This window comes from Saprospiraceae bacterium (assembly GCA_016713025.1).
Taxonomy (GTDB): domain Bacteria; phylum Bacteroidota; class Bacteroidia; order Chitinophagales; family Saprospiraceae; genus OLB9.
The window spans coordinates 518,386-531,328 of the sequence record JADJPZ010000004.1; the positions used below are offsets into that span (position 1 = coordinate 518,386).

11 protein-coding genes and 1 pseudogene are annotated in these 12,943 nt (G+C 37.9%); 6 read left to right on the plus strand and 6 right to left on the minus strand.

All coding sequences use genetic code 11. From position 1 onward, the window contains the following. Window positions 1-241 precede the first annotated feature (241 nt). A complete protein-coding gene (locus tag IPK35_08585; protein MBK8053311.1) occupies window positions 242-514 on the minus strand; it encodes a T9SS type A sorting domain-containing protein in 273 nt (90 codons plus the stop codon). A gap of 261 nt (window positions 515-775) precedes the next feature. Between IPK35_08585 and IPK35_08590 the strand changes: the two genes are divergently transcribed. Beyond that, on the plus strand, window positions 776-1,261 hold the full coding sequence (locus IPK35_08590; GenBank protein ID MBK8053312.1) for a hypothetical protein: 486 nt from the start codon (window positions 776-778) through the stop codon (window positions 1,259-1,261). On the opposite strand, the gene IPK35_08595 is transcribed toward IPK35_08590, so the two are convergent. Beyond that, window positions 1,236-2,918 (minus strand): hypothetical protein, encoded by a 1,683-nt coding sequence (locus IPK35_08595; protein MBK8053313.1) that lies wholly within the window; start codon window positions 2,916-2,918, stop codon window positions 1,236-1,238. The genes IPK35_08590 and IPK35_08595 overlap by 26 nt on opposite strands. A gap of 867 nt (window positions 2,919-3,785) precedes the next feature. Between IPK35_08595 and IPK35_08600 the strand changes: the two genes are divergently transcribed. From IPK35_08600 to IPK35_08610, 3 genes are all read left to right on the plus strand, one after another. Then, window positions 3,786-4,013: a hypothetical protein gene (locus tag IPK35_08600; protein ID MBK8053314.1), complete on the plus strand. Its 228-nt coding sequence runs from the start codon at window positions 3,786-3,788 to the stop codon at window positions 4,011-4,013. A 67-nt stretch (window positions 4,014-4,080) separates the two neighbouring features. Then, window positions 4,081-5,031 (plus strand): transposase, encoded by a 951-nt coding sequence (locus IPK35_08605; protein ID MBK8053315.1) that lies wholly within the window; start codon window positions 4,081-4,083, stop codon window positions 5,029-5,031. Continuing rightward, window positions 5,006-5,170 carry a hypothetical protein gene (locus IPK35_08610; protein ID MBK8053316.1) on the plus strand — a complete coding sequence of 55 codons (165 nt, stop codon included), beginning with the start codon at window positions 5,006-5,008 and terminating at the stop codon, window positions 5,168-5,170. The genes IPK35_08605 and IPK35_08610 overlap by 26 nt, the downstream gene beginning before the upstream one ends. A 208-nt stretch (window positions 5,171-5,378) precedes the next feature. Here the strand turns inward: IPK35_08610 and IPK35_08615 are convergent. From IPK35_08615 to IPK35_08630, 4 genes and pseudogenes are all read right to left on the minus strand, one after another. After that, a pseudogene (locus tag IPK35_08615) lies at window positions 5,379-6,591 on the minus strand (IS256 family transposase). A 264-nt stretch (window positions 6,592-6,855) separates the two neighbouring features. Then, window positions 6,856-7,302: a DUF5606 domain-containing protein gene (locus tag IPK35_08620; GenBank protein ID MBK8053317.1), complete on the minus strand. Its 447-nt coding sequence runs from the start codon at window positions 7,300-7,302 to the stop codon at window positions 6,856-6,858. A gap of 188 nt (window positions 7,303-7,490) precedes the next feature. Then, window positions 7,491-9,059, minus strand: coding sequence for a hypothetical protein (locus IPK35_08625; GenBank protein ID MBK8053318.1), 1,569 nt, complete (start codon window positions 9,057-9,059; stop codon window positions 7,491-7,493). A gap of 131 nt (window positions 9,060-9,190) precedes the next feature. Then, complete coding sequence (locus IPK35_08630; protein ID MBK8053319.1) at window positions 9,191-9,802, minus strand: hypothetical protein; 612 nt, start codon at window positions 9,800-9,802, stop codon at window positions 9,191-9,193. Window positions 9,803-10,315: 513 nt separating this feature from the next. On the opposite strand from IPK35_08630, the gene IPK35_08635 reads away from it, so the two are divergent. Both IPK35_08635 and IPK35_08640 read left to right on the plus strand, forming a co-directional pair. Further along, window positions 10,316-11,176 carry a class I SAM-dependent methyltransferase gene (locus tag IPK35_08635; GenBank protein MBK8053320.1) on the plus strand — a complete coding sequence of 287 codons (861 nt, stop codon included), beginning with the start codon at window positions 10,316-10,318 and terminating at the stop codon, window positions 11,174-11,176. 148 nt (window positions 11,177-11,324) lie between these two features. After that, window positions 11,325-12,941 carry a Na(+)-translocating NADH-quinone reductase subunit A gene (locus IPK35_08640; GenBank protein ID MBK8053321.1) on the plus strand — a complete coding sequence of 539 codons (1,617 nt, stop codon included), beginning with the start codon at window positions 11,325-11,327 and terminating at the stop codon, window positions 12,939-12,941. Window positions 12,942-12,943: the final 2 nt, after the last annotated feature.

The window sequence follows — 12,943 nt, forward strand, 5'->3', positions numbered from 1 at the left end:
GCTCCTCAGTCGATAAGGGCATTCGACCACTAAGCTGAGCAAAGCGAGGACTGGTGAGCGAATTCTACACTTGTGCCAACCCCTTTTCGCCCAAGGGTCGCCCTTCGGGACGCTCCTCAGTCGAAAAGGGGAAATCGACCACTAAGCCGACGAAGGAGGACTGGTGAGCGATTTTTCATTTCCGGCACTCCTTTTCGCTTAAGGGTCGCCCTTTGGGACGCTCCTCAGTCGAAAAGGAGCATCACTCTATCTTAATAAATCGTTTCTGATGCTGTGTGTTGCCTTGTGTCACAGATATATTATATGTTCCGGTAGGATACTGGGTGACATCGATCGGCTCGATGCCTGCTCCTATGATCGTTTTGTCTGCCATGATGCGGCCATGAATGTCATATATCCTGAGGTCTATCTCTCCTGCTGCCGCATCCATGGTACTGATGTCGAGATGTACCATCTGGATGGCTGGGTTGGGATAGATGGCTATGCCATCTGATGGCTTGCGGGAGAAGTTCACAGCTTTGATGTCGCTGTACTTGTGCGAGCCATCCAGATCTGTGAGCCTGAGTCTGTAGTAGTAAATCTGATCGGCAGTCCTGCTGAAGGGCAGATTGTCATCTATGTACTCATACGCAAGCTCGGTATGGCTATTGCCAGCCGCATCGACCTTGCCTATGGCATCCCAGGTGTCTCCGTCTCTGCTGCGCTCGATGCCGAAGTAGGCAGAGTTGATTTCAGAGGAAGTCGTCCAGTTTAGCCTGGATGCCCTCTCAGAGTGTTGAGTGGCAGAGAAGGTGTGGAGGTGATGGGGAGCGGGCTAAAGAAAACGCTAACTGGTGAACATGCTCCAACTGAAGCTGCTGATGGAAACCCATCAATTTCTAAATATGGGTTTGATAGACTAAAGACAACACTTCCCGAAGATTGTGGAGGAGAAACAGTATATGTTCCTGTGATAATTGTAGAAGGCTCCCCAGGAGGTATTGTAATTTCGACAACTCTTGAAAATCTATTTCCTAAAGTACCATTCACCGTTACAGCAAGATGGTTATCATCAACATTAACTGCTAAATTTGTGACTAATATTACACTTGATGAAGTGTTAGTAACAAATATCGAAAAACTTCCAGTATTTATACCTGGTGTAACTGAAAAACACACATTTTGTGAATTCCCCCAAAAGCAAATTAATTGTAAAAAAAATATTAATATTAAACGCATTTTTAAAAATTTTGAATTTAAGGAATTTGTTCGTTTCTGGTAGCTAATACATTTGGAACACCAATACTTTGCAATATGATTATTCTATCATTATTTGAATCTGAATATCTAATAATACCATCCATATTAACATCTTCTGAATGATATCCAGTTGTGGTAGCTAATACATTTGGTACACCAATTCTTTGTAAGATAAGAATTCTATCATTACCTGAATCGGAATATCTTAAAATTTTATCACCATTAACATCACCTGGCCATAAAGAAAATATGCCTGATGCCGATTTTTGCGCATTAGTGCCATATGTTCCCACACTTCCATCTGTAAAATTTATTGCCAGTGGAGTTGAACTTAAAAATACAACACTATTGGTCATCACTCCTAGGTGGTTTCTGTGTCTCACTACAACATGATAGTTACCGTCATTGATACCTGTAAATCTGACTGGTGATCCATCTTCGGCTTCTACCACATCACCATCTCTTTGCAGGATGGCAGATTTTGATGCCACGACTGTCGTAAGGTCCGATCTGAGTTCTAAAAAAACCCAATCTACTGCATCATTTTGTGAACCAGATTTGTCAAAATCTGCCAAAGCATTCACAAATTCTATGCCTTTTCCACCTCGTCCTGCATGCGCAAATGTTGCATTATAAGGGGCGGATGAATAGGGCTGATTTAATGGTACCAAATCTGCACTTCTAAGCTGATCTCCCATTTCATTGGAAGAAAAACTTGGTCCTCCTAAAAATACTTTAACATTTACAGCCACATAATCTAGCGCTTTATCATCACCTACCATAAAGTTGCCTGGGGTCACTCCGTTTCTTGATCTTGTATATGGGCCGGACCCTGAAGCAGCACTTAAGTCAGCAACCAATAAATCATATGTAGTACCATTATACCTTCCTACACCACAATCATTTCTTGTAAATGAAGGCAGTTCATCAGTTAAATTCCATTGTGCTGTAAGATTCAGATTACTGCTTCCGGCATTTGCTTCTGTAATAGCCCAGGTAGCATTGACAGCTTCAGTTGTTATTTGTGTTCCATTCGAGCCATTGACATATGCGTGTTCGAGTACTCTCACACCAATGTTATCGGCTGTTCCGTTTTCTGAGATAGAAATTGGATTGTAGGTTGTTGCATTAAATCCTACAGGATAGGTGAATGCAGTTGTTCCCAGGCCTGGGTTCACCAGTCTTCCGGTACCACCAGTCGCCACATAGCCATTAGTCGTATGATCCGTGGTAGCAGAAACAATAGCAGTTGTGTACAAACTCAGGTCAAAGTCTCCAAGATCGATCTTATTGTTACCTGTACCTGTAAATTCAAGATTTCCGTTGATCGAAGCGTTGCCCAGTAATGTCACTTTGCCTGCTGATGTGGTTTTTGCCATTTCTACATTGGGCAATTCATCTCCATTAAGTGTCACGTCTGAATTTCCTGTACCGATAAATCTTACTTTTCCGGTTGGAGAAATTGTGGTACCTGTTCCTGTAGCGTTGGTGAAATTTCCTTGAACTTCCAGAATACCTCCATCATCAATAGTAATAGTACCGGCTTGATTTTCAAAACTAGTCTCCACCCGCAGCGTGGCTCCGGACTGTATGGTCACCGTAGCACCGTTATTGATAAACTGTGCTTGTGCCGCTGCAGTCATCATAAGTGCAAAGATGAATAAAAGAAATCTGTTCATAAGTATAAAAGTATTTAATCAGATGATAATTTCATAAATGACGAAAAATGAGCTGTTGTATCACGTTTTATAATAAAAATCGACTTAGCCTTGAAATGGAGTGAGAACATTCCAATCAGGTCATGCTACGATCTTTATTTTATTCATTATTTTAAAAATTTGTTTTGATAATAAATAGGTTTCCCTCATTACAAAACGATTTATATCAAGGACTCCCTAAATAAATTCTTTACAAAAGTATATTTATTTAATTTATCAATCATTAAAAACTATTCAAAATATACCATTTTTTTATTAAATGGTAGGATACAGCATTTTAATGGTAGTTGTCAAATAATAAACTTTGAATGAGACATAATTAATTACCGGAGGAAGGAAATGAATCAGCTTGGGATTACTGACAGCTTATGATTGATTGTTGATAATCCAATGTCGTTAAGATATAGTTTTTTTAGTTGTTTTGGGTGTACACCAAATTTGCACTAAATTATATAATTCCTAAGTTCTGAATTTAGTGGAGTAGCCTAATAGTTAGGAGTTTAAGGGTGGGACGTCTCAAGCGTAGCTTGACAAGCTCTTCAGTGCCTGCCAAGCTATGCTTGGGAATGAGGTTATTGGGAAGGTAATTTGGCTTTTCTTACCCCTGCCCCTTATATGTTTGCATTTTAAAAATTAATGGTTTCAAGATAAACAAATAATTTATAACTTGGCGGTTGAAGGGGAACACCCCTTGATACTTAGATATCGTCCTTTAGTGTCCCTTTCGCCAAGCTTAATCATGAGGTATAACTTGATACATTGATATCGTATAATATAAGGGAATGTAAGGCTTGACATTTTTTTAACACATTTTAAAGTAATTTATGTATGAAAGTTGGATTTGGAGGACTGGACGCAAGTAAAGGTTATTGTGATTTCAGTTTAATTTCGAAGGGTAATGAATTTACCAATCGCAGGATGAATTTTATTGATAATCAATCCGGTCTTGATGAACTCAAAAAGTCTTATCACAGGCACTTTTGTCTATTGATAAAATTTATTTGGCTATTGAAAGTACCGGTGGGTATGAAAACAATTGGTATAATCAATTGGTAAGTTTTGATAAGCGAATCATCATGTTCAGGATTAATCCGTTGCGGACACATCATGAGTCAAAAAGAATATGCATCGCAATATTAATGACGCCATCAGTAGTGAAATTATAGCTAGGCATGTATCTGAAAATTATGAGGAACTAGAGAAAGCCAAGCCTAGATCCTTACATTTTTATACTGCGAAACAGATGCACAAAACTATACAAGGATTTATTAAACAAAAGACGAGAAATATCAACCAACTTGAGAAAGTAGTGTATAGTTGTATTCCTGGTCTTTTAACTTTTAGTAAAAATGGCATGCCAAAATACATGTATAAAGTACTTCAAAAGTATCCATCAAAGGCAAAGATATTAAATGCGAAAACAGCTTCATTGGCTAAAATCAAAGGGTTAACCATGGAGAAGGCTGAGGCCATCCAAAAAGCGGTGAAGCTAGATTCAGGGTCGGGTAATACGATACTTACTGAGCTAAATATTAAAACATTGGCCCAAACTATTAACTTATTCTCCACCCAGATCAAAGAACTTCAATCAGAGCTTGCTAAACACGGAGCCAACGACTTAGCGGATTTATTAGTCACAATTCCTGGTTGCGGCATCGAGTCAGCAGTGTCATTAAGCATAGAAATAGAAGATATAAATCGATTTAACAGTGCCGCATCACTTTGTTGCTATTTTGGAGTACACCCAGAAAACCATACAAGTGGTGATATATCAAAGAAACCTAAAATGAGCAAAAAAGGAAGTAGTTCATATAGGGGTACAATATACATGGTAGCTAAAAATGCGATTATGTATGACCCTTATTTTAAAGAGGTATATTCAAATCAAAGAGCGAAAGGTAAGACCTATAACGATGCTTTAGGTGTAATAATGAACAAGTTAACAAGAGTGATCTATGGTATGCTTACAAACAAAGAGGCATACGATTCATCAAAACCTAAAAACACAAAAAAACAAACCAGTAGACGCAGATCAGCAAATAGAGAAGTTGGAAAAAGAAACCGCAGATTATAAGGCAGAGCTAGAAAAGATGCAAAACGCACCAGTTTCTCGAAGAGCAGAAAATAAAATAAAAAAGGCAATGGAAGAGTCTCAAAACTCAATTGAAGAGTTGCGCACGAGATCAAAACCATTACCAAGTGCAAACATATAAATTTGTTTGAACTTGGTAATAAAAAACACCGCCAAATATTATAAAATCAACGGTATAACTAAAGGGGAATTCAGCGCTTTTATTAGGAGAATTTGGGTGGGACGTCTCAAGCGTAGCTTGACAGGCTCTTTAGGGATTGAGGGTTGCTGGCTGTTTAAACAATTTCAGGAGGCTGTAAAATATTTTGTGTAAACAAAACTTCAAAGAATTATGGCTGAATCAAATTATCCTCAAAGATAATTAAAATTTCATTATGAGTAATATGCCAGTTATGAATTGGCATTGTCCATTTAACTTGAATTTGCTGAATAGCAAGATATACAGATTTCAAGGCTGCCTGATCATTTGGAAAAAGTGTTTTGGTTTTGGTAAATTTTCTGATGGCTCTGTTGAGGCCTTCAATGGTATTAGTGGTATACATAATTTTACGAATGTTAGTAGGATACTGAAACATGGGAGATAGATTTGACCAGTTTGCTTCCCAACTTTTAATGGCATAGGCATATTTAGACCCCCATTTTGCTTTAAAAGCTTCCAAAAGCAATGAGAGCAGTTTCCATATTTAAAGCGGCATAAACAGTTTTTAAATCAGCCAGGAAGGCCCTTCTATCTTTCCATGGGACAAACTTCATAGAGTTTCTGATTTGATGAACGATACAAAGCTGGGATACGGTATCGGGGAAAGCAGTTTGAATGGCCTGAGTGAATCCTGTAAGATTGTCAGTGCATGCAATGAGCATCTTTTTAACGCCCCTGTCTTTGAGCTCATTTAAGACAGAAAGCCAAAACGCGGCAGACTCGTTGGCGCTCATCCAGATGCCCAAAACTTCTTTGATCCCATTGGTTTTCAGTCCTATAACGATATAAATACTCTTGTTGATGATTTTATTATCCTGCCGGATTTTAAAACAAATACAATCCATCCAAACGATGTAATAAGTATTATCCAAAGGTCTGTTTTGCCATTCCTGGATAGCCGGAATCATTTTGTTTGTAATATCTGAAACAAAGGTTTTAGAAACGTCTAAGCCATAAATTTCCTGAATTTGAGCTGTTATGTCATCGGTGCTCATACCTCTGCTGTAAAGAGATGTAATGACAGATTCTACTTTCTCAGTGGTAGTTTGGCCCTTGGGAACAATGATAGGCTCAAATTCACCGTTACGATCCCGTGGAATATCCAACTCTACCTGTCCTTGTGTAGTGCGTATCTTTTTCTTATAAGACCCATTCCGGGAATTACCTGAATTAATCCCATCGGGCGAGTGTTTTGAATAGCCTAAATGATGACTTAGTTCAGCTTTTAAAAGTTCTTGAATGCCATCTTTGTAAAGGCCATTCATAACATTGTCAAAATCATTAAGAGACTTGACATCCTGAAGAAATTCAGAGAGATTAAGATTAAATTTGTTACTTTGCATAACTATTAAATTTGTTAGGTTAAAAAATGTGTCTGTACTTGGTCGCACAAACATATTAAAAAATTTTCCATCTGTGGGGGGTACCCCCCACAGATGGAAGCCTAACTCCTTGATACTAGTTTACACAATCTTTCTTACACTCCCAATTTCAGTGCAAAAATGGGATACACCCGTTGTTTTTACCCATCAAACATCTTTGCCTTAGTAGGGGAGGACTTCATTTATATAAACTTATCTAAACGACACTGATTCAAAATTTGGGTATCATTCTACGGGTGGATCATTGGTAATTTCACTATCAGGACTTGTTTCAGCATTTTCCGGATCTGTGGTGAGGTATGCTCTTTCGTTCAGAAAATGGAACCACTTGATGACCTTCTTCATATCACTGTGATACACTCTGTCCCGGTCGTAGTCTGGTATGATGATTTCAAAATATTTTTGTAATTCGGCATGAGAAGCATTTGCAGACGGTACAGGAAGTTCGGTTTGATGATCGAGCATGGATTGAAACACTTTGGCAATCTCGACCGTGTCTTCTTCTGTATAGATAGCCACCGTTTCCATCGGGGTAAACTGGTGCTGTCTCACTGAACAAAATCTGGTTTTTCCGGTGTCAGGATCCGCCACGATCAGTCCATTATTTTTGGTTGCTACCAACTTAAAAAGCCCGGGAAGACCACTCACTGCTACGATATTTTTTATATTCATCTCTTGATTAAAAATTAATAGATGGTGCAAAGGTAAATTTTTTATGAATTTGGTGGTAAGTTTTTTCTCAATTGGCATTAGCTCAGTACAGAACTCTTGTTTCCCGAAGACGGTGTCAAGCAAAGCTTGATCTCCACTTCGTTCCGAATTGAGCGCATCCACTTCGGTGGAGGAACCGAAATCACTTTTTACTTCATCCGAAATACTTTCCCACTTTTATTTTCAAATACCTTCGGAAAGATCGTATCACAGTGACGAATATCATCCGGTAATGTCTCCCAGTTGGTATTGCTGAGGTAATTGGTCATTCCATTCATAATGAGATATTTAGAAATATCAGGATCAAGAGCTGTAGTATCCAAAGCTTTGAAAGATATAAAGGTGTTCATGGAGGTGTCATATCCACTATGAAAGCTTCCGATGGTAGCGTTTACATGATCAGTGACGATATATTTTTTGTGTTGGATACTATCCATGGTATAAAAATTGAGTGCCTTTTGGCTTTTGTAGTCAGTAGTGTTGTTGTACTCTGCGTTATTTACTACAACTGACATCATACCGACCATCCAAAACAACAACATCCACTTTCTATATCCAAAGTAAGCCGCAATCAAAGCACCTGAGAGAGGTAAAAACAGCCACCAGGTTTGTTCCATGTTATTGTCAATAGATATGTACAATTGCAGCACAAGGAAGACCACCATGATGATGAGATCAGATTGTGATATTTTACCTGAAAGCTCAGCACCATGTGCAATAAGAAGAACACCTACTGGTAAGATAAACATAAAATGTCTTGGATCCGGGCACAATGGCACATAGGATGTATAAGAAATGGACATAAAATTGGCCAATAACAGCAGTGATGTAAAACTGAGTGATAAAAACCTGGCCTTGTCATCTTTTCTTCTGAACAAAAGTATTATAAAAATTGCCGGGATCATGTACATATTTCTAATAAATTCGACCCACAACTGGTATCCGATTCTTTTCATCACGGCATCCAAAGGCAACTGATCATAAGCACAGGGAGATAAATACTGACCAGCAAAAATTGATTTCACTCTGATCAAAGCGTCTCCAAATATCCAGTAAGATCCCAGAAGATACAAAATACCAAATGAAAATAAACCAGCTGCAGCAGATATCCAAAACTTTCGGGATTGCTCTTTTCCTAAGTCGTAGATGGCGATCAGGAGAAAATATGGATAAAATATCAATATGGTTTCTTTTGACAGAATGGTGAGTATGATACCCGCCACAAAAAGCTGCCATCGAAATCTGATGCCCGGCAACTTGTATTTTTCGGCATACATGGCACAAAATGACGTAAAAAAACCCAGTTCTGTCATGAGATCAGGCATGGGTTTTTCAACATACATCATATGCATAGGTGCCACACAAAGAAATAACATAGCCATCCATTGCGCATAATAATCCAGGTGTTTTATTAAGACAATCACCCAAACGGCAATACCGAGTAAAGGCAACAAACCGATCAAAAAATTTGCAAAATCATTCATGCCAAATGTAAGATAAGATGCCGCAAGTGGCACGACGATGCCATATCTATAGGCATACTGTGTGTCATGACCATACACTCCTTTTGTCAGGTCAGCAGCCAGACGGGAATATTCCATATCGTCATAACCGAAATATCCTCCATGAAAAAATATAAAATGCAATACATAAGTCAAGATGACAAATAGTAAAAACCAAACAGGCGAATTCAGATATTGATGTGTATGTTTTGTCATTAGAAATCTACAGTTACAAGTTTTCTACATTGCAAATGATATATTATGAATGATAAATATTTGCTGTCACCTTGATCAACAAATTTTATTTCTGATGATAACCACATAGAAGTTTTAGACTTTTTTTCGATCTATTCACTTTCAACTTCAAATAGCTCAAAAATCCCCATCCCCAATCTTTGGAAATCATAAAGGATGTTTTCAGGTACGAGAGAATTGTGTGAGTAGAAAATCAAGTAGTAGTTGGCGGCTTCAATAGACCAACCACTAGTCCTGGAAAAAAATTTCAGAATTTGATCATTGAATGTATGTCTTATGAAATCTTCATTCTCCCCACTAAGGTGATAATTTTCTGAGAAAGAAGGATATTGTTCAAAATCAATGTCTTCCCAACCAAGATAAGCTGCTATCCGATGGCCAAAGTGTTCGGGTTTCATATAGAATTGTGGTAGACCAAGTTTTTTAGAATTTACAAAAAAGACTGTTTGGTCATATGATACCGAAGATTTCCCTGTTGAGATGGTGTATTTATAATCAAAGATATTGATTTCTGTGTCAAGGGAGGGAGATTTTTGTTGGCTGAGGTTTCTGATTTTGCCATTTCCGTGACTGAAAAGCTCAAAACCTTTGAGATAGGCTTTTGTCCCGAATTCGTCAATGTCCAGGTATTGGAGTCCGCGCACCTGACAGAGACTTCTGTATTTTTCTTTTCGGAGTTCTTCTTTTTTACTTTGTCCAAACATAACCTGACCTTTTAAAGGTGTCAAAGATAGAAGAGAAGTTCTAAAATCACAATTTTTGTTACAATTTACTTCGATAATTAAAAACTGATTATGAACAAGATTGAGATTTTCTCTTTTACATTTTTTACTTAAGGGTCGCCCTTCGGGACGCTCCTCAGTCGAAAAAGGTCATTCGACCACTAAGCCGACGAAGGAGGACCGGTGAGCGATTCGGGTAAAACCGTGTCTGCATTGGATTGGGCGGGCAGGAATGAGAGCGCATAAATCATATCTCTGAAACTTCTTAAATTCCTAGAAAATGAAGGAAGAGGTAAGAGTATGTTTAAATTTTTATTGCCTTAAAATCAATATATTATGAACCTGGCTTCAAAATAATCGCCTCATTTAGTTCACTAAATTCGTTAATTATTTTATCGCCAGAACCATAATCTCTTGATTTACAACTAAAAAAAATTTTAAACATACTCTAAATCTGACAATGTAGAATTGTGCTTACAAAAATTTTATATAGCTTTGCCGCTAAAAAAAAGCACATTGGACATCCGCAGGAAAATTTATTATTTTTTATCACCGGATTTAAGATATTTGGTCAGGCGAATATATTATTGGCCATTGGACTTATTTAGTTCATTCAAACCCCAAAAAAATTGTATTCAACCACCCAAAGGATTGATTTATACTGGTTCAGGAGATTTTGAAAAAACTGGACAACAATTTAAAGAAATATTTATAAGACATTGCGGGCTTTTACCAGATCATCATGTGCTTGATGTAGGTTCCGGCATTGGCCGAATTGCTATTCCACTCACAGGATATATTAGCAATGCAGGAAGATATGAGGGCTTTGATATTGTAAGGACCGGGGTCGATTGGTGTAAAAAAAACATCACTTCCACATATCCTAATTTCCGATTTACACATATTGACCTGAAAAATGATCTCTATAATCTTAGTACAGATCAAAAGGCACAGAATTTCATCTTTCCTTATGAAGACAATAGTTTTGATTTGGTAATACTGACATCGGTTTTTACACATATGATGCCTGAAGATATGGAAAACTATTTGACGCAGATTTCAAGGGTATTAAAGCCGGGAGGTAGGTGTATGATGACAATGTTTATATTAAATGAGATAAGTACAGCTAAAATGATGTCCAACGGTGGTCTTATCTTTAATTTTGATTTCGGGCATTATAGCCTGTTGGACAAAGATGTTAAAGAAGCCAACATAGCTTTCAAAGAAGAGTATATTTTACATCTTTTGGAAAAAAACAAATTAAGAGTGACGCTTATAGAATATGGTTATTGGTCAGGGAGGGAAAAACATAGTTGTTTTGATTTTCAGGACATCATCATTGTAACAAATGATTGATGAGAACAACCTTCGAAATATATTAGAATAATTCTAAATAATATTATATTAAATTTTACAAATATATTCCTATATTAAAAGTTTAAACCTTTTTATATTTGCGGCATTTTTAAGAAAATTCTTTAAATCAATCAATCTGTATAACAGCATGAATAAGCTGAAACTCACTTTAAGCTTTTTTTTATTAACACACATTATTTCTGCTCAATCCGCCTCATCAGGTAGCAATATGCTTCTATATGGTGTTGTGGGTACTTGTGTTGTGTTATTTATCTGGGCTATGTTTGGTCTTGCTTCCAATCTTCTGAAGATAGAAGCTATGAAAAATGGTATTGATCCTGAAATATCAAACATAGGAATATTGCCTACAATAAAGGATTTTATCAGTCCGAAAAGACCTAAATTTGCGCAAGCAGGTAGTTTTCACCACTTCACAAAAGGTCACGATATCAATCTTGCAGGAAAACCATCTGATAAAATAGAAAGAATAAATGTCACAAGATACGCTATCAAACCGACTGACTTTCATGGTATGTCACCCATCCCAAAGGTAGAACCAGAAGTAGGAGCAGAAGTAAAAGCCGGTGATGTCTTATTTTATGATAAAAAGAGACCTGAAATCAAATATTGTGCTCCTGTAAGCGGAGAGATAGTAGAAGTAAAAAGAGGGGAAAAAAGATCTATTGCTGAGGTCATTATACTGGCAGATAAAGCAGTGAGCTATAAAAAAGTACAAACTCCGGATATCAATGCTGAAAGGGCAACACTTGTGGAGTTTATGGCTGAAAACGGACTTTGGCCATTGATCAATGAAAGACCATTTGACATGGTACCTGATTTGGATACCATCCCGGCAAACATTTTTATCAGTACCTTTGATACAGCACCATTAGCACCGGACAATAACACTATCGTTAAAGGCAACGAAGCAGCTTTCCAGAAAGGTTTGGACGTGTTGACAAAATTGACATCGGGCAAAGTTCATTTAGGATTAGATGGACGTGGTACTGCACCATCGCCTGCCTTCTCAGAAGCACAAGGTGTAGCAAAACATTGGTTTGCCGGACCGCATCCTGCAGGTAATGTAGGCGTGCATATACACCATGTGGCTCCGATCAAAGGACATGACAGAGTATGGACCTTACCGGTACAAAATGTAATCACCATAGGCCAGATGTTTTTATCAGGCCAGTACCATGCTGACAGAATCATCGCACTCACAGGTGCTGAACTAAACGACCCTAAGTATGTGCACACTTATCAGGGAGCAAGTGTGGCTGATTTGCTGAAGGGCAATATCGTAGGTGACAATAACAGAATCATTTCAGGTGATGTGCTTTCAGGACAACAAGTAGGAGAAGATGGATTCCTTGGATTTAATGCAGACCAGGTCACTGTAGTGAAAGAAGGACGTGAATACGAGATGTTTGGCTGGTTATTGCCGTTGGCACCGAGACCAAGTGTATCAGGGACAATGCCTTCATATGGTGGTCCGGATACTGAGTTTGAAGCCAATACCAATACTCACGGTGAGAAGCGTGCATTTGTAGTTTCAGGTCAATATGAAAATTTATTGCCCATGGACATCTATCCTCAGCATCTCATGAAAGCCATCATTACCGGTAATATAGAGAAAATGGAAGGTTTGGGTATCACAGAACTGACAGAAGAAGATGTAGCTTTATGTGAATTTGCATGTACATCAAAAAATCCGTTACAGAGCCTGCTCAGAGATGGATTAAACAATCTAAAAGAACAATTATAATA

Coding starts and splice junctions, on each gene's coding strand:
- IPK35_08595 (MBK8053313.1), bottom strand. CDS start 2,918: ATGAACAGATTTCTTTTATTCATCTTTGCACTTATGATGACTGCAGCG.
- IPK35_08600 (MBK8053314.1), top strand. CDS start 3,786: ATGAAAGTTGGATTTGGAGGACTGGACGCAAGTAAAGGTTATTGTGAT.
- IPK35_08605 (MBK8053315.1), top strand. CDS start 4,081: ATGCATCGCAATATTAATGACGCCATCAGTAGTGAAATTATAGCTAGG.
- IPK35_08620 (MBK8053317.1), bottom strand. CDS start 7,302: ATGAATATAAAAAATATCGTAGCAGTGAGTGGTCTTCCCGGGCTTTTT.
- IPK35_08625 (MBK8053318.1), bottom strand. CDS start 9,059: ATGACAAAACATACACATCAATATCTGAATTCGCCTGTTTGGTTTTTA.
- IPK35_08630 (MBK8053319.1), bottom strand. CDS start 9,802: ATGTTTGGACAAAGTAAAAAAGAAGAACTCCGAAAAGAAAAATACAGA.
- IPK35_08640 (MBK8053321.1), top strand. CDS start 11,325: ATGAATAAGCTGAAACTCACTTTAAGCTTTTTTTTATTAACACACATT.